At 62.7% G+C, this 14,959-nt stretch carries 19 protein-coding genes; 18 read left to right on the top strand and 1 reads right to left on the bottom strand.

Going from position 1 to position 14,959, the window contains the following annotated elements; genetic code table 11:
* Window positions 1-62: 62 nt before the first annotated feature.
* Window positions 63-653: a hypothetical protein gene (locus ADADO0_RS20325; protein ID WP_511307013.1), complete on the bottom strand. Its 591-nt coding sequence runs from the start codon at window positions 651-653 to the stop codon at window positions 63-65.
* Between the two features lie 136 nt (window positions 654-789).
* Between ADADO0_RS20325 and ADADO0_RS20320 the strand changes: the two genes are divergently transcribed.
* The 18 genes from ADADO0_RS20320 (at window position 790) to ADADO0_RS20235 (ending at window position 14,241) form a co-directional block, all read left to right on the top strand.
* Window positions 790-1,380 (top strand): hypothetical protein, encoded by a 591-nt coding sequence (locus ADADO0_RS20320; RefSeq protein WP_511307012.1) that lies wholly within the window; start codon window positions 790-792, stop codon window positions 1,378-1,380.
* A 57-nt stretch (window positions 1,381-1,437) separates the two neighbouring features.
* Window positions 1,438-1,662 (top strand): helix-turn-helix domain-containing protein, encoded by a 225-nt coding sequence (locus ADADO0_RS20315; RefSeq protein WP_511307011.1) that lies wholly within the window; start codon window positions 1,438-1,440, stop codon window positions 1,660-1,662.
* A gap of 17 nt (window positions 1,663-1,679) precedes the next feature.
* Window positions 1,680-2,414 carry a hypothetical protein gene (locus ADADO0_RS20310; protein WP_511307010.1) on the top strand — a complete coding sequence of 245 codons (735 nt, stop codon included), beginning with the start codon at window positions 1,680-1,682 and terminating at the stop codon, window positions 2,412-2,414.
* A 113-nt stretch (window positions 2,415-2,527) separates the two neighbouring features.
* Window positions 2,528-3,280: a hypothetical protein gene (locus ADADO0_RS20305; RefSeq protein ID WP_511307009.1), complete on the top strand. Its 753-nt coding sequence runs from the start codon at window positions 2,528-2,530 to the stop codon at window positions 3,278-3,280.
* On the top strand, window positions 3,246-3,482 hold the full coding sequence (locus tag ADADO0_RS20300) for a DNA methyltransferase (RefSeq protein ID WP_511307008.1): 237 nt from the start codon (window positions 3,246-3,248) through the stop codon (window positions 3,480-3,482). The genes ADADO0_RS20305 and ADADO0_RS20300 overlap by 35 nt, the downstream gene beginning before the upstream one ends.
* A gap of 56 nt (window positions 3,483-3,538) precedes the next feature.
* Window positions 3,539-3,847: a hypothetical protein gene (locus tag ADADO0_RS20295; protein ID WP_511307007.1), complete on the top strand. Its 309-nt coding sequence runs from the start codon at window positions 3,539-3,541 to the stop codon at window positions 3,845-3,847.
* Complete coding sequence (locus ADADO0_RS20290; protein ID WP_511307006.1) at window positions 3,840-4,277, top strand: hypothetical protein; 438 nt, start codon at window positions 3,840-3,842, stop codon at window positions 4,275-4,277. The genes ADADO0_RS20295 and ADADO0_RS20290 overlap by 8 nt, the downstream gene beginning before the upstream one ends.
* 822 nt (window positions 4,278-5,099) lie before the next feature.
* Window positions 5,100-5,525 (top strand): DUF7674 family protein, encoded by a 426-nt coding sequence (locus tag ADADO0_RS20285; RefSeq protein WP_511307005.1) that lies wholly within the window; start codon window positions 5,100-5,102, stop codon window positions 5,523-5,525.
* 1,210 nt (window positions 5,526-6,735) lie between these two features.
* Entirely contained in the window at window positions 6,736-7,245 is a 510-nt protein-coding gene (locus ADADO0_RS20280; protein ID WP_511307004.1) for a hypothetical protein, read from the top strand.
* A gap of 381 nt (window positions 7,246-7,626) precedes the next feature.
* The gene (locus ADADO0_RS20275) at window positions 7,627-8,163 is read left to right on the top strand and encodes a hypothetical protein (protein WP_511307003.1); all 537 of its coding nucleotides are present in this window, start codon (window positions 7,627-7,629) and stop codon (window positions 8,161-8,163) included.
* Window positions 8,160-9,347, top strand: a complete 1,188-nt coding sequence (locus ADADO0_RS20270; RefSeq protein WP_511307002.1) for a phage portal protein — start codon at window positions 8,160-8,162, stop codon at window positions 9,345-9,347. Before ADADO0_RS20275 ends, ADADO0_RS20270 begins: the two co-directional genes overlap by 4 nt.
* Entirely contained in the window at window positions 9,347-9,853 is a 507-nt protein-coding gene (locus tag ADADO0_RS20265) for an HK97 family phage prohead protease (RefSeq protein WP_511307001.1), read from the top strand. Before ADADO0_RS20270 ends, ADADO0_RS20265 begins: the two co-directional genes overlap by 1 nt.
* A complete protein-coding gene (locus ADADO0_RS20260; protein WP_511307000.1) occupies window positions 9,850-10,980 on the top strand; it encodes a phage major capsid protein in 1,131 nt (376 codons plus the stop codon). Before ADADO0_RS20265 ends, ADADO0_RS20260 begins: the two co-directional genes overlap by 4 nt.
* 189 nt (window positions 10,981-11,169) lie before the next feature.
* Window positions 11,170-11,517, top strand: a complete 348-nt coding sequence (locus tag ADADO0_RS20255) for an HNH endonuclease signature motif containing protein (RefSeq protein WP_511306999.1) — start codon at window positions 11,170-11,172, stop codon at window positions 11,515-11,517.
* A gap of 118 nt (window positions 11,518-11,635) precedes the next feature.
* On the top strand, window positions 11,636-11,938 hold the full coding sequence (locus ADADO0_RS20250; RefSeq protein WP_511306998.1) for a head-tail connector protein: 303 nt from the start codon (window positions 11,636-11,638) through the stop codon (window positions 11,936-11,938).
* Entirely contained in the window at window positions 11,938-12,255 is a 318-nt protein-coding gene (locus tag ADADO0_RS20245; RefSeq protein ID WP_511306997.1) for a phage head closure protein, read from the top strand. Before ADADO0_RS20250 ends, ADADO0_RS20245 begins: the two co-directional genes overlap by 1 nt.
* Window positions 12,255-12,659 carry a phage terminase small subunit P27 family gene (locus ADADO0_RS20240; protein WP_511306996.1) on the top strand — a complete coding sequence of 135 codons (405 nt, stop codon included), beginning with the start codon at window positions 12,255-12,257 and terminating at the stop codon, window positions 12,657-12,659. Before ADADO0_RS20245 ends, ADADO0_RS20240 begins: the two co-directional genes overlap by 1 nt.
* Window positions 12,628-14,241 (top strand): terminase large subunit, encoded by a 1,614-nt coding sequence (locus tag ADADO0_RS20235; protein WP_511306995.1) that lies wholly within the window; start codon window positions 12,628-12,630, stop codon window positions 14,239-14,241. The genes ADADO0_RS20240 and ADADO0_RS20235 overlap by 32 nt, the downstream gene beginning before the upstream one ends.
* The last annotated feature ends 718 nt before the right edge of the window (window positions 14,242-14,959 follow it).

The following is a 14,959-nucleotide window of genomic DNA, read 5'->3' as shown; positions in this document are numbered from 1 at the left end:
CCGGCCCGCCGCGGGTGTTCCACGGGGCACGCATGCCGATTGGCAGCGGGCCGGCTAAGGGATCAGTGGATCTCGGTGGAGGGCATGGTCAGGTGCTTCAGGGAGTCGATCGTCGCTTGGCGCCGGTAATAGGCGTCGCGATCCTTTGCATCTCGGGCGGCTTCCGCCCGCTGAGCCTCTCGCTTCGCCTGTCGCTTGTCGGCAGCATTCTGCCGACGCTCTCGTTTCGTGCGCTCTCCCTGGTCCATTCGAATAAGCTTCAGCCGCCGCATGAAGTCAGCCTCGACCTCGGCAAGCCCATTGCTCTGAGCCCATGTCGGCGGTTCCGGTTCGTCGCTGTTGCAATCCCACGCGATCTCTTCGGGATAGCGGCTGTCGTATTCCCGTGCCCGGAACACATCGGGGCCGTGGGTGTGATCATGCGTCGGGCAGTCTCGCGCGATGTGCGGAGATACTTTGTGCTCCAGCTCCGCAGACATGGCTGCAAGTTCGTCCAGATTCGGAACCATAGAACGGATGGCCGCCGCCACGGCGCGAGCATCCTCGCGTTCCTGGACCGTGCGGACGACGCCGTATTCGTAATCAGCGTCCATCTTCATAAGCCCGAGGCACAAGGCCTTGGCGATCACGAGATCATCGGGGGACATCGTCATGCTGCTCTCCTTCTCAACCCCATCATGAGGTTTCATTTGCATAATGTACGAAAGCCTATTGACATGTCAAGCGTGTTTCGTATTTTATGTGAATGGAGGTCGTGGCATAGTTGGGAGGTGAGTGGAGAATGACATCATGGCGTCCCCGAAAGAGTTGGTTCAGGTGGTTGCGCGTGAGACCGGCGTGTCGGAGGCGACAGTCACCGTGCATGACCGAAACCTCGCGCTTGCCGGGCTTCGTTCCGTCGGCGGCAGGGGAAGGGCGGCGGCCCGCATGACTTACACCGACGCCGCCAGCCTCATAATCGCCGTAGCGGGTAGTCGGAGTGTCAAGGACAGCGCCAGGACCGTACGCGAGTATGCTCCTCTAATCGCGACGATGCCTTTGGTGTTCGTCGAGGATGGACGCGATGTGGTTCGTGGCGAGACGTTTGGTGATGCACTCGCCGCATTCCTTGAGGCTGTGCCAGCAAACCGCGGGTCGTACGCAGATCCGCAGCAAGGGTCCGTCGAGGTACATCTGTATGGGCCGAAGCCGGAAGCTAGTATCGAATGGCGGATAAATGGCGAGGTGAGCACTATTAAATACGCCCAGCCAAAGCGGAAACGTGGAGATCCCGCGCCATCATTCGCAGATTTGCAGTTTATCGCGAAATTTACCCAAATAACACTCGGGTTTGTGGGGGAAATAGTGATGAAAAATGACTCTGCTGATCCAAAAATATAGAAAGTCAGTGAGAATGATCAATTTTGACAACGTCTACACGTTCACATGGAGGTCTGAATGAACGACAACATCTCGCTCGCCGACGACATACTTCGGGGAGCCGATGACATCGCCGCATTTCTCGGGTTGGCACCCCGAGCCATTTATCATGCGGCCAGCCGCGCGAAGCTTCCCGTCTTCCGCATCGGCGCCGTCATCTGTGCGCGCAAGTCCACGCTCATGGCGTGGATCTCGGAACAAGAGCGCGGCGGCGGGGCGCGCACCACGGCGGTGGCGGCGTGACGTCCTCGGCAGGCGCAGTGGCGCTGGCCTTCTCTTATGACGCCATCGATGCGGATCTGGCGCAGTCCCTGCGCGAGCAGGCTGCTCGCATCCGCCAACATACGGCGCATGGCACCGAGGTTATGTTGGCCATCGGGCGAGAACTGCTGGACGCGAAGGCACGCCTTCACCACGGCACCTTCGTGGCCTGGGTCGAGGCAGAACTGGGCATGAGCGCGAGATCGGCCCAGATGACGATGCGCTCCGCCGAGATCGCGGCGGAAAGCGAAAACTTTTCGCTTTTGCAGCCGTCGGTCGCGCTCAAGCTGGCGGCGCCTTCTGTGCCGGCCGAGGTTCGCAACGCGTTCGTGGAGCGCGCCGTGGGCGGTGAGCGTGTCCGAGTTGAAGCGGTGTCAGCCGAACTGCGGCGGCTTCGGGACGACAAGAAAGAGGCGGAGCGCGTCGCTGCAGAAGCCGCAGTTCCGAAACGTACCAAGGCCTACCGTGAGGAACGACAGAGGAAGGAACGGGCGGCAGCGGCTGACCGGGAGGCGCAGGAGGCGGAGATCGAGCGCAAAGCCGCCGCTGACGTCGCCGAGCTTGCCGCGATGCTTCAGGCGCGCCTGACTCCTGTGGAATGGGTGCGAGCGCGGGAGATACTGAGCAGCCGCGAAGTCTATGCCTACGAGTACAGAAACGGCGTCAGCGAAATCCGCATCGTCAAAACTATGCGCAGCCTCTCTGGCCCCGAGCCCGCCACCCCCGCCGCCTGAGCGGCCGTGCGGCCCGTTGGTGGGAAAAGTTTTCCCACCTGTCTCCGCCACCATCCCACCACCACCCCACCATCACCAGCCCGCCGGCCACGCCGCGCGGGAGAGGAGGCTCTATGTCCGAAGCCGATGCGGAACCACCAGCACGCAGCGTAGTCCCAGCCACGTCTAACGCCATGCCGCTCGACGTCGTGGGCGACCATGTGCGAGCGCATATGGATAGCGGTGCCAAGGCCGAAGCCAAGGCCGAGGACCACTACAAAGCCGCGGGCATCCACCTCAACGAAGCCAAGGCGCGCATTGAGGCCGGCGGAGAGGTGGTCACTTGGTCGGCCTTCTTGCGGGACAACTGCTCCATCTCTCGCTCGCGCGCCTTCGAGCTTCTGGCGCTGGCGGACGGCAGGACGACCCTCGTGGAGCAGCGTGAGAAGGCTGCGGAGCGGCAGCGCAAGCATCGCGCGCCGGATGCGCCCTCGGAGTCCGTGACGTCACGGACCGCTGTACCTGCCGTAGGCGCAGTCACCATTGGCGGCGCTACCCTCTACAATGCCGACTGCCGCGACATCCTCCCCAGCATCTCAGCGGCGCACCACATGCTGACGGATCCGCCATATGAGGCAGAGTCCCACCGCTCGATGCGCCTAACCCACAAGGCGGTGACCGAAGGGATCAGCGCGGCGCTCACGTTCTCATCGATCACGGAAGAGTTGCGGACCTTCATCGCCGCCGAGGCCCGCCGGGAACGGCGGCGGGAAGCGCGGCACCTACAGCTGCAACGTCAACGGACCCCGACGCCACGGGCTGCACCCCACCGAGAAGCCCACCGCCCTCGCCATGGATCTGGTGCGGGACTTCACCAATCCCGGTGACACCATCGTGGACCCTTTCATGGGTACGGGCGCCATCGGCGTCGCCGCACTGGCCCTGGGACGGCGCTACATCGGGATCGAAATGGACCCAGCCTTCTTCGAAGCAGCCCGCGAGCGCATCGCTGCGCAGGACGGCGCAGGCACGCTTTTCGCCGCCAATGACAACCATCAGGCGGACCTTCTAGCGCTTGGTTCCGCCTGATGGCGCCGCAGAGCCGCGCGCCGCGCGCCTCCCAGTCACCAACAGCGAGACCCTCGATGCCCAAACTCATGGACGCGTATCGCGCCGCTCTGGACGCGCAGCGCGAGGAGTACAGCTTCGTCGAGCAGCTTGGCGCCGCCGAGGCTGAGGTCTGGCGCGCTCGCCGAGCGGGTGACCGACCGCAATTGAGAACAGCCCTTCAAGCCCGCACCGCGGCCCGGCAGGGGCTCCACCGTGCCGTCGTGGAGCACGACGCGCGTTTTGCGACCCTGCAGGCCATTGATGCTCGTTCGAAGGCCCGAAGTGAGCGGCGTGCTGCGCGGAAGCTGGCGCCTACCGGATCACAAGGCGGCAACAATGCTTGACGGCCTCGGTTCCACTCGGGAGCATTGGACCCGCAATCTGAAAGACAATGATGGCCCGGTCGCCATCTTGCGCATGGGGCACCTGGTCGACTTCGACAGCCGGCTGACGGATCCCGCTCGAGTGGTCTACCGATTCCTCATTGACTGGTATCACAGCGGCTATGGCGACGCCCTTGCCTCGGTGCGGCACATCGTAGGCGTGATGCGCGACCGTGCGCCAGACGGGGCTCGCCAGCTATCGCGCAGCGCTGTTCAGCGCGCCGTCGTGCTTCTCATCGAGACCGGCTGGCTGGTCCGCCAGTACACCGGCAGGGGCACCGCCGCGAGCCGGTACGTGCCGGTCTTCAATGTTCTGGAGCTAGCCTCCAACGGCACCTTCCCAGCCGCGATTCTGGATAGTGTCCCAGTAGCGCGGGGACACTACGGATGAGCCAGCTAGTGTCCCGGTAGGTTGGGACAGCACTGTCCCGGTAGAGTGGGACACTACAGCCGTTAGCGTCCCACTCTACCGGGGACAAAGACATGCACACAGGACGCACCTACAAGAGGTGCGTACCTGTTGTAGGGATAATTCCTCCGGTGACGGCCGGCGCAGGCGCCGCCGCCCCGGGAGGTGGCTTCGAAGAACTGCTCGCCGCGTACGACCGTCCAGGCGAAGATGCCGTCGCCGCGAGGCAGGCCTTCGATCGCATCAGGGCGGACGAAGGCGCGTTGGATGCCATGATAACCGCAGCCGCCTCGTGGAAGAGGACGGCGCGCGGCAAGCGCATGTCGCTTGCGCGGTGGATTGGCGAGAGGCGGTGGGAGGCAGCACCGGCAGCCGACAGCGGGCACCGCTGGCCATCCTGTGTGGTGAAGTCCATCAAGCCGCACCTCGACGAAGAGGGGGGATTCGACGGGGCGAGGGTTACGTTCAAGACCCAGGCGGGCACCACCGAGACCCGCGTGGCTCAACATGGGAGAATACCGCACCCTGCAAAAACGCCGTGGAGGCGGAAAGGCCCGCAGTGAACCGGCCCTTCCGATGACCTACGGGAGTTTGTCGGGGCCCGGTTTCTGCTGGGACGGTGGCGGTGGGTTCAAGGCGGCTGCATGACAGACGCAACGGGAAAATTTCCTTGTGCGTCTTTGTCGCCCACGCCACCGCCCTGCCGGTGGAAGCCGGCGGTCGTGGTTCAGCCGCCGACCTTCTGTCAAAAAGGCGGTGGGGATGTAGGCTACGACCAACGACCCTTCTGTTAAGAGCACCGGCATGTCGGAAATCACAGACCACCTACGTGCTGCGAGGTTTGACCGCTCGAATCTGTTCGATGCGATGCTTCTGGCGGATCCAACCTTCTGCCCGAAGTGGGAAGCATTTCTCGAAGAGTACGCCTCTGACCAGGATCTGCCTCTCTATCTGGCTCTAGCCGCTCTGTCGTCGCACGTAATCGAGATTTTGGAGGCCGGAAACACCGACCGGCTTTCCGCTGTCTTCGAGGTGGTGGAGCGATGGCATATCCATGGCGATCACTTCGTAAGAGAGGCGGCGACTGTCGGCTTTTTGGAGTCGCTGCAGAACCAGAGCCAGAATCGAGGCCGGCCACCTGAAGCTTTTCTTCCGTGGCTACTGCCTGAAACGCTACGGCGCTGGAACCGCCTGAACGAGTTCTGGGCGACGGGAAAGCCGATCAGCTAGAGCCCCGCGAATGGGTGGCCATCGCAGCGGAAGTGGAAAGGGAGATGGGGAAGCGCCAAGGGCAGAGGACGGACTTGGGACTTCCGGAAAAATATTCCGGAAGTAAAAGGAGAAGAAACCCGAGCGATGGCTGCCAAAAAGGCGGTATTCAGCAGCCGCAGCAGCCCCAGCGATCACGCCATCAAGCGGACAGCCACCATCCCGGCAACCACCAGCCAAGCCGCAACAGCGGAGGCGGTTACCAGATCCTGTACCAGATCGAGCTTTACCATCTGAAGCAATCGTATTGAATGGTGAACCGATAGTTGCATATAGCACGGCGCAATCGGAATCGCGAGGCCGGCAGCTTCAAATTAACGGCGATTTTTCGTGGGATACTTAGGTGGTCAGCCGCCTATCAGCGTGAACGCAAGCCAGCTTGCCCCGAGTAGCGCGGCGGCTGTCACAAGCGCGATGGCGACGTCGGCTAGATAAATGTTTTTGTCAGTTCGTAGGGGCATTTCGCTACAGCTTGGGCGCTCCAGCAAAGGCTCGCTAGACCACTGTTGCATAACCCAGCGAGCAAACCATTAAAATCGCAACCCCAGCTAACAATTCGGCTGCGTTTCCGCTTTCGCATTACGAATTTGATAGCGGGTGGGTCGGTGAGAAGTGGCGCCCCACCGGGTTGGGTGTACCCAGTTCGTCACGCGGCACGGGTAGGGTGGGGACTAGAGCGGCTGTGCATGCACAGATCGGGTCCAGTGCACATGTAGTGAGAAGACTGGCGTACGCCAGATCAGCCCCCGACGTGGGTAGGGTGGGCTAGAGAAGCCTCGCAGCATTGTGCAGGCAGATCGGTCACAGCGCACATGTAGTGAGAAACACTGGTCATGACCAGATGTCCCACCGGCGTGGGAAGGGTGGGCCTAGACAGACCCCCCAGCACTGCGCATGCACATTTCGGCTCGCCGAATGGGTAGGGTGAGGCATAGAGGCCAGTCGGTGCACCGTGTGCACCATCAGCGGGTATAATAAAGGTAGGGTGAGAAATCCGGCTCACATAGGCACATAGCGCGGAGCTGCAGCTGGATCGGAGCAAGCTGGAGATGTCTCATTTGGTCTCTGAAGCCCAGCGTGTGGCGAAGAGGAAGCGGCATAAGACTGTCCGTGAGCGTTGTCGGTGCCGCTGCAGCATATATCGTGGGCGGATCAAACGGAGGTTAGTTCGGTGGTAAAATCGGCCCTGAAGAAGGCTCGAGTTAAACTGCATCGAGGTGATCTTTTTGAGTTTACAGCTGAAGATGGTCGGTTGGGATACGGGATCGTAACGATACCCGGAGGTGTCCTCCATGCTGTCTTTCTGAAGACGATGCACACTAGTCGACCCTCAATCGATTTGCTTCTAACAGATGACATTGCGCTGGTAGGCACGACGATGGATGGCCTGTTTCATTACGGGCTCTGGGTTGTAATCGGACACGGTTTCCCACTCCCACAGAATATCCCGTTTCCGAATTGGAAGGTGGAAATCGAGGGCGAGCTTCGCACTACCGACTTTGAGGGGCGGCGCCACTGGCCGATCCGACCCGATGAGGTGAACCTGCTCGATTACAAAACCAGTCGGGCCGCCATCGCGTTTCAAAAAGGCATAGAGGCTCTGAACGGCATCGGAGAATGGAACGAAAGCTACGAGAGACTTACCGTCGAGTATGCAAGGCGGCGAGTAACTCGGAGCTGAAACCCAATCCGACATTTTGGTTCATGACCTAGGTCACCTAGGCGTCACCGGCTATAATATGAATAACAGTCGAGAGTGCGCCAGCGACACCCTGACTTAAGTCCCTTAAGCCTGAAGTGCTATAATTAGAGTACAAGTAAGAAATGCGCCTCGCCAGCCTCAACACGCCCCTCGTGATCACGTAATCACGACAAGTGGTATAATTAGAGTAACAAGTCAGAGGCACGCCGACCAGACGTACGTCACGTACGCCTCACCTGCTACACTTAAAGCAGACATAGAAATTGCGCCCCGAGCGCAAGCCACCAGCCGCCCCATTCGGGCGGCTTTTTATTTTCACCAATCGAGCGTCGCGCACCGTCGCGATACGGAGACCACCGAATGCCCATGGCACTTTCGGCGGCGTGCGAAGTCGTGGCCGATGCCGCCGGCTTAACCCTTGACCACGTCAAGGGCGTCGCACGCCGCCTCCAAGAACAGCGTCATCTTCCCCGCTCCCGAGGCGGCCGACTGCCTGCCGTCGTCGACGAGCGCCACGTCGCAGTGCTGCTGCTGGCCCTGCTTGTCCCGGTCCCCAGCATCGAGGCGGCACGGCTCGCAGCCGAGTTTGGCCGTTTCGAAAACGAAGGCCTGATGGCGGAAGATTACGTCGCCAAGCTGCTCGTGGCGGCGGCCTCCGACGGCCAGACCAGCACCGCCGTGACCTTCACCAGCGTCACCGTACACACCGCTCACTCGCTGCCGCGGTGCGCCGTTGTGGTCCGCCACAGCTGCACCGACGAACCCATCGAGGAGGCATTCACCCCAGACGGCGGCCCCTGGGCACCGGACGAGGGCGGCACCATCACCGAGGCTCGAACCATGCCGGGATTGCTTCTGCGCCGCATCGGGTGCGACCTCGCGGCGGTGGCACTTTGAGGTTCAACCCCTTCCGCCGCGCGCCGGTCGAGAAGAAGTCCCTCGCCTCCCCGGACGCTGACATACTCGCGGCGTTCGGCGTGTCGTCCAGCCCCCTGGCAATAAGCGGCACGGCGGCGCTTCGTGTCCCGGCGGTCTCAGCGGCGGTGCGGACAATCAGCGAGGCGGCGGCCACTCTGCCCATCCGCGTCGTGCAGGTGGACGCCAGCGGCACCGAAACCGACGCCACGGACCACCCGGCGCACACGCTGCTCACGGGCGACGCCAACCCATGGACGGCGGGGTGGGAGCTAGTGCGGGACTTGGTCTCGGCGGCGCTCACCAACGACCGAGGTGGGTTGGCCTACGTTAACCGCGTCGGCGGCAGGGCGGTGGAAATCATCGCCTATCAGGCCGGCCAGATCGACGTCCAGTTCGACGCCAACACGGGCGAGCCGACCTATCGCGTTGTAGGCCGGCTCGTCCCGGCATCGGACATCGTCCACGTCAGAGGCCCGTTCGACAGGTGCCCCGTGTCGTTGGCGGCCGAGGCTATCGGTGCAGCCCGAGCGATGGAGGCTCATGCCAGCGGCTTGTTCTCTCGTGGTGCGCGTCCAGCCGGCGTGGTGGAGGTGCCCCAGGATGTTCCGGGGGATGCCGTGAAGGCGCTCATCGCCAACTGGAAAGCCACCCACGAAGGCTCGGGTAACAGCGGCAAATCGGCTTGGCTGTTCAACGGCGCCAAGTGGGTGCCGGGCACGCTCAACAGCACAGATGCCCAGTTCCTTGAGAACAGGAAGTTCCAAAACCTGGAAATTGCCCGGGCCTTCAGGGTGCCACCTTCCATGCTCTACGAGCTTGATCGTGCCACCTGGTCGAACTCGGAGCAGATGGGCAAGGAGTTTCTCACGTACTGCCTCGAGCCATGGCTGCGGGCAGTCGAGAGCGCCTTCACCCGTGCCCTCATCGCCACCGAGGACCGCGGCAAATACCGCATCGTCATCGACCGGGATGACCTCACCCGCGCAGACCTCGGTGCTCGGGCAACGGCATACAGCTCGCTGATCGCGGCCCGGGTGCTCAACCCGAATGAAGCGCGCGGCTGGGAAGGATTGCCTCCGTACGAGGGCGGCGACGAGTTCGCGAACCCGCACACTAGCGTCACCGCAGCAGCCGGTGCCGCCGCTCCCCAAGAGGCCGCGTAATGGATCGCCTGTACATCGAGACCAAAATCCTCGCCGACGACAGCGGCGCCATCGAAGGCCTGGCGTGGCCATTCGGTACGCCTGACCGCGTAGGCGACGTGATCGAGAAGGGCGCCTTCTCCAGCGCCTCGCTGCCCCTTCCGATGCTGTTCGGCCATGACGCCAACGACCCAGTGGGCGCCTGGTCAGAAGCCGTCGAGGCCGAGGACGGCCTGCGCCTAAAGGGCCGCCTCTTGGTCGATGACGTGGCCCGCGCCCGTGAGGTGCATGCGCTTGTTCGCTCCGGCGCGGTGCGGGGCCTCTCCATCGGCTTCATCACCAAGAAGTCCATGCCGCGCAAAGGCGGCCGGACCATCTCCGACCTTCAACTCTTGGAGTGCTCCCTGGTGAGCATCCCCATGCACCCAGGCGCGCGGGTTACGAGCGCCAAAACCGCGGCCGAGGCACTCCGTCTCGCCGCTCTCATCTCCCGCGCCGCTGTGGCGCTTCGAAAGGATACCCATTGACCTTCCACAATCGCATCGAAACCAAGTCGGCCACCGAGACCGACACCGCCGACGTCGTCACGAAGGCGCTCGGCGACCTCCAGGCCTCTTTGGACAGCCGCCTCGCTGAAACCAAAGGCGACACCACCAAGCTCACCGACCGTCTCGACAAACTTGAAGCGAAGATGAATCGCCCCACCGGCGGCAACGACGCGACCGAGCCCTCCGAGGAGCGTAAGGCCTTCGGGACCTACTTGCGCCGCGGCCGCGAGACGCCCGAGGCTGAAATCAAGGCGCTCATCGTCTCTTCGGATCCCCAGGGTGGATATCTCGCCCCGGCGGAAATGAGCACCGAGTTCATCCGCGATCTTGTGGAGTTCTCGCCTATCCGCTCGATCGCCAGTGTGCGCACCACCTCTTCGCCCTCGGTGAAGTACCCGAAGCGCATCGGCACCACCAACGCACGTTGGGTCGGAGAGACCGAGGCACGCACCGAATCCGAGCCGAGCTTCGGCCAGGTGGAAATTCCGGTGCACGAGGTGGCAACCTACGTGGACATCTCAAACCAGCTTCTCGCCGACAGCGGCGGCGTTGCAGAGGCTGAGGTGCGCATGGCGCTCGCGGAAGACTTCGGCCAGAAGGAGGGCGAGGCCTTCGTCACCGGCGGAGGTGTGAAGGAGCCGTTCGGCTTGCTCGCCGACACCGCGGTGGATTTCACCGCGAACGGCCACGTCACCAACCTTTCCGCGGATGCGCTCATCTCTCTGATGTACGCGCTGCCGGCGGCATATCGGAACCGCGGCTCTTGGCTCCTGAATGGCACGACGCTAGCGGTCCTGCGCAAACTGAAGGACGGCCAGAACAACTACCTGTGGCAGCCGTCATTCCAGGCAGGTGCTCCCGAGACCATCCTCGGTCGACCGGTGGTGGAAGCCGTCGACATGCCCGACGTCGTGTCCGGTGCGTTCCCGATCATGTTCGGTGATTTCGGAACGGGATACAGGATCGTTGACCGGCTCGCCCTGAGCGTTTTGGTGAACCCGTATTCCCTCGCCACCACGGGCCAGACCCGCATCCATGCGACTCGTCGTGTCGGCGCTGGCGTGGTGCAGCCGAAGGCGCTGCGCAAGCTCAAGATGTCCACCTAATTCCCATCCGGCGCCTGTCTTCAGAGGGCACTTAGCGGCCTGCCCAACAACGGAAATCCCGCCTCCCTGGCGCCACTTCTTTGAGAGGGGACAAGGCGGGAAAGGTCGCGAGCACCAGCCTTTCCTAGGGGCCAAGGGCTCACCGGGCCAGCGGCAGCAATGCTGCTGGCCCCTCTATTCGGAGCAACCATGAAACGTCTTTGCGCGTGCGGCCGTTTGGTCGAGAAAGGCACCCTCTGCGTGTGCCAGATCGCCGACAAGCGGGCCCGCATCATCGAGGCGGATAAGCGCCGCCCATCGCCTGCCGGTCGCGGTTACGCCTCAGAGTGGCGAGCATTACGTAAGGTCATGTTGGCAGAGCAACCCACCTGCGACCGCTGTCCAGCGCCTGCGACCGAGGTGCACCACATCCAGTCGGTGCGCGAGAGGCCGGACCTGAGGCTGGTGCCCTCGAACCTGATGTGCCTGTGCCGGTCATGCCATTCGGCCATCACGGCTCGCACCCAGGCCTTCGGCAGGGCCCTTAAGCGCGCCTGAGCCCGGGGGTGGTCGCCGACTTGCCCCCAAGGGGCCGGCACCACCCATGCCTCCTGCTTCGCAATACACCCTAATTCACATTCCAGCGCCGTCCAATTGGCGGCAGAAGGGCACCTCTATGTCTGTTGTACCCCTGGCTGCCGCTAAGCGGCATCTCGGCATTGTCGATGAGGCAGACGACTTGCTCGTCGACATCAAGCTCGACGCAGCGCAGCGCCATATAGAAAGCTGGCTCGGCTACGAGCTCGAGGACCGCTTCGATGTCATCCCCGCGGATATCCAAGAGGCGATCATGTCGCTCGCTGCCAGCCTCTACGAAAACCGTGAAGCCGTGGTTGTGGGCCTCACCGTCGCCACTCTGCCGCTTTCGGTGCGCGACGTCATCGCCGCTCGCCGGGCCTACTTTACGGGCGCCGAGTAATGCGCGCCGGCAAGCTCGACACCACAATCGACATTGGCGATTCCAAATGGTCCACGGCATCCGGCAAGGGTGTCGAGGAATGGACGAGCCACGTCCAGCCCCGTGCCCAGGTGCTGCAGCGTAGCGTCTCCGACGAACGCCAGCCGGAGATTGGCCGATACCCCGAGACTGAGACCACTTTCCGCATCCGGTACACCGACGCCGTGAGCATTGGCCATAAGGTCCGCATGAACGGCGCTACCTTCGAGGTGCGGGAAATCAAGCACATCGGTCGACGCCGCGCCATGGAGCTTCGATGCACGAGGCTAGGCGGCTGATGGCACGCGGACGTAAGGCGGAAATCACCGCCGTTGACGGCGCCATCAGCATCGCGCCGCCGGCACCCGCATGGCTCCCACCGCATGGCAAAGCTGAATGGCGCCGCATCGTCCCGCAACTGGTGGCCGACAGGAAGTTGGCCGCGCATGAGCTTCAGTCCGTGGAAAGCTACTGCGTATCAGTCGCCCGCATCCGCGAGGCCGAAGAGGTCATCCAGCGTGAGGGCATGACCTTCATGTCGGCTCAAGGCCCGAAGCGGCACCCTGCAACGGCGATTCTGAAGGAGCACCAGGAAGCCGCCCGCCGGCTGCTGGTGGAGCTTGGAGGCACGCCGGCCTCGCGCAGCAAGAACAAGGGCGGAGGCGCCGGCAATGACCCAGATGATGGCCTCGGGGACGTCTAGCCACCCCGAGTGGTTGTTCGACGATTCCCCCATTCCGGACCCGCACGGCAAGGGCGAGCGAGCCGTCACCTTCCTGCGGGCTCTGCGGCACCCGAAAAGCACCGCGCCGAACCGACAGTTTCAGTTGGACCGCTGGCAGGAACGCTTGGTTCGGAAGGTGTACGGCGACACGCTGCCAGACGGCACCAGGCGGATCAAGACGGTGTTCGCCCTCATCCCGCGCGGCAACCGCAAGACGACGTTGGGCGCGGCCCTGTGCATGCTCCACCTCGGACCCGAGCGGATTCCCGGTTCGCAGGTGGTGTCCGCCGCCGTCGATCGCGATCAGGCCCGCATTGCCCTGGACGAAATGAAGGGCGTTATCGGCGCCCACACCCGCCTGGTGGAAGCGTTTCAAGTGCAGGACACGAAGTCCCGCATCACACACCGTAAGAGCAGTGCGTTCTATCGTGCCATGTCGGCCGACGCCGCGACCGCCCATGGCCGCACACCCGTGTTCGCCCTGGTCGATGAGCTTCATGCTTGGAAAAAGCGTGACCTGTGGGACGCCATCAAAACCGGCCTCGTGAAGACCCCCGGCTCGCTGTTGGCGGTCATCACGACAGCCGGCGTCGGGCGCGAGAACGTGGCGTACGATATGTATTCGTACGCTCGCCAGGTGGCTCTGGGCGCCATCGAGGACGAGAGTTTCCTGCCTATCCTGTTCGAGGCAGGCCCTGACGACGACTGGCGCGACGAGGCGCTGTGGCATCGGGTGAACCCTGGCCTGTCATGCACGCCGCCGTATCCGGATCTCGCCGGCCTCCGGCAGATGGTTCGTGAGGCCGAGCACCGCCCCGCAGACCGGGAGATGTTTCGCCAGCTTCATCTTAACGTCTGGCTCGACGGCGCTGCGGAGCCCGCCTGGGATATGGCCATCTGGGACGAGGGCGCCGAGCCGGTGGATCTACACGCGCTGCGCCATTCCCGCGCTTGGATCGGCGTTGACCTGTCCCGGCAGACCGACCTGACCGCCGTTGCGGCCGCCATCGAGCTATCGGACGGGCGTTTCGCGCTCCATGTGCAGAGCTTCGCACCAGAGGCAGGCGTGCGGCGACGCGCCGACGTGGATGGCGCGCCTTATCCTTTGTGGGTGGAACAGGGACACCTGACACCGTGCCCCGGCGATATCGTCGACCGCGACGTGGTGGAGGATTACGTGCGCAGCCTGTGCGACCAATTCGCAGTGCAAGAAATCGCATTTGACCGATACGCGGCAGGCGAAATGATGCGCCGCTTGGATGAGGAAGGCCTGCCCGTCGTCGAGTTCCGGCAGAATTTCAGCATCTACACGCCGGCCATCAACGCGTTCGAGCGGGCCATGTTCGAGCGCCGCCTCGTGCACGGCGGCAATCCGCTGCTGCGGTGGGCCGTCGGCAACGTCGTGCTCGACACCGACGCCGCAGGCAATCGGAGGCCGAACAAGTCCAAGTCCACCGACAGGATCGATCCCGCTGTGGCGTCGATCATGGCTGTGGGACGGGCCATGGCGAACGATGGCACGCGGTTCATCACGCTGATGCCCGAGGAACTGTTTGGGTGAGGGGGGAGGCTGGTCTTCGCACTAGCGACCTTTTAAAAATCCGACAGCGATTTCTGGCCAACTTCAGCAGGCAAGCCAGATTTAAAAATAGCCGCGTCAAAACGACATCCAACTTTTTTAAGTTGGATTCTAGTGAGTCAAAAAGTTGCGTGGGACGCAAACGTGTGTGTAGAGTGCGCGAATAAATAACGAACGAGGCGTCACGTTCGACACGAAAACGTGGAACGAATGACGATCAGGGATGTCTAATCAAATGAATGGACGCCAGCGTTTCCGCTGACGTCCGAGAGGCCGGCCTAGGGATGGGGCGCAATCCATTTGCCCTAGCCAGCACACGCATGCGGGCTGTCTAGCCTCAATGGCTGGGCAGTCCGCGGCAGTGGGAACAGACCCACTCCCAGCGCCCAAAGCGGAAACGCCGATACCAGCGCACCCGTACGGGCATGTGAACTGGACAAGAGGGACGCAATGTCCTTCTCCCTTTCCACGAGCACCGGACAAAGCCGGTTCTCCTTCGAGCGATCATCGCCCGAAGACGATGAAGAACAAGGCGACGCTCGCTGTGGTCAGGTATGCCGAATCACAATTCTACCAGTATCAGTTCAACGACGACGGCGGGAGTCCGTCCCCACTATATCTGGGGAAAAGCGCCTAATTTTACCCGATGTTCACTATTTATGCCTGCCGGAAAGAATATCGGGGATTGACTCGATATGCA

The organism is Aquabacter sp., from assembly GCF_965279295.1.
GTDB lineage: Bacteria > Pseudomonadota > Alphaproteobacteria > Rhizobiales > Xanthobacteraceae > Aquabacter.
Note: the sequence above shows the minus strand (reverse complement) of the source record. Positions and strands in the feature narration are given on the sequence as shown.

What these genes read in the sequence shown, in the direction of transcription:
- ADADO0_RS20325 (WP_511307013.1), bottom strand. Translation starts at nt 653, where the DNA reads ATGACGATGTCCCCCGATGATCTCGTGATCGCCAAGGCCTTGTGCCTC.
- ADADO0_RS20320 (WP_511307012.1), top strand. Translation starts at nt 790, where the DNA reads ATGGCGTCCCCGAAAGAGTTGGTTCAGGTGGTTGCGCGTGAGACCGGC.
- ADADO0_RS20315 (WP_511307011.1), top strand. Translation starts at nt 1,438, where the DNA reads ATGAACGACAACATCTCGCTCGCCGACGACATACTTCGGGGAGCCGAT.
- ADADO0_RS20305 (WP_511307009.1), top strand. Translation starts at nt 2,528, where the DNA reads ATGTCCGAAGCCGATGCGGAACCACCAGCACGCAGCGTAGTCCCAGCC.
- ADADO0_RS20300 (WP_511307008.1), top strand. Translation starts at nt 3,246, where the DNA reads ATGGATCTGGTGCGGGACTTCACCAATCCCGGTGACACCATCGTGGAC.
- ADADO0_RS20295 (WP_511307007.1), top strand. Translation starts at nt 3,539, where the DNA reads ATGCCCAAACTCATGGACGCGTATCGCGCCGCTCTGGACGCGCAGCGC.
- ADADO0_RS20290 (WP_511307006.1), top strand. Translation starts at nt 3,840, where the DNA reads ATGCTTGACGGCCTCGGTTCCACTCGGGAGCATTGGACCCGCAATCTG.
- ADADO0_RS20285 (WP_511307005.1), top strand. Translation starts at nt 5,100, where the DNA reads ATGTCGGAAATCACAGACCACCTACGTGCTGCGAGGTTTGACCGCTCG.
- ADADO0_RS20275 (WP_511307003.1), top strand. Translation starts at nt 7,627, where the DNA reads ATGCCCATGGCACTTTCGGCGGCGTGCGAAGTCGTGGCCGATGCCGCC.
- ADADO0_RS20265 (WP_511307001.1), top strand. Translation starts at nt 9,347, where the DNA reads ATGGATCGCCTGTACATCGAGACCAAAATCCTCGCCGACGACAGCGGC.
- ADADO0_RS20255 (WP_511306999.1), top strand. Translation starts at nt 11,170, where the DNA reads ATGAAACGTCTTTGCGCGTGCGGCCGTTTGGTCGAGAAAGGCACCCTC.
- ADADO0_RS20250 (WP_511306998.1), top strand. Translation starts at nt 11,636, where the DNA reads ATGTCTGTTGTACCCCTGGCTGCCGCTAAGCGGCATCTCGGCATTGTC.
- ADADO0_RS20245 (WP_511306997.1), top strand. Translation starts at nt 11,938, where the DNA reads ATGCGCGCCGGCAAGCTCGACACCACAATCGACATTGGCGATTCCAAA.
- ADADO0_RS20240 (WP_511306996.1), top strand. Translation starts at nt 12,255, where the DNA reads ATGGCACGCGGACGTAAGGCGGAAATCACCGCCGTTGACGGCGCCATC.
- ADADO0_RS20235 (WP_511306995.1), top strand. Translation starts at nt 12,628, where the DNA reads ATGACCCAGATGATGGCCTCGGGGACGTCTAGCCACCCCGAGTGGTTG.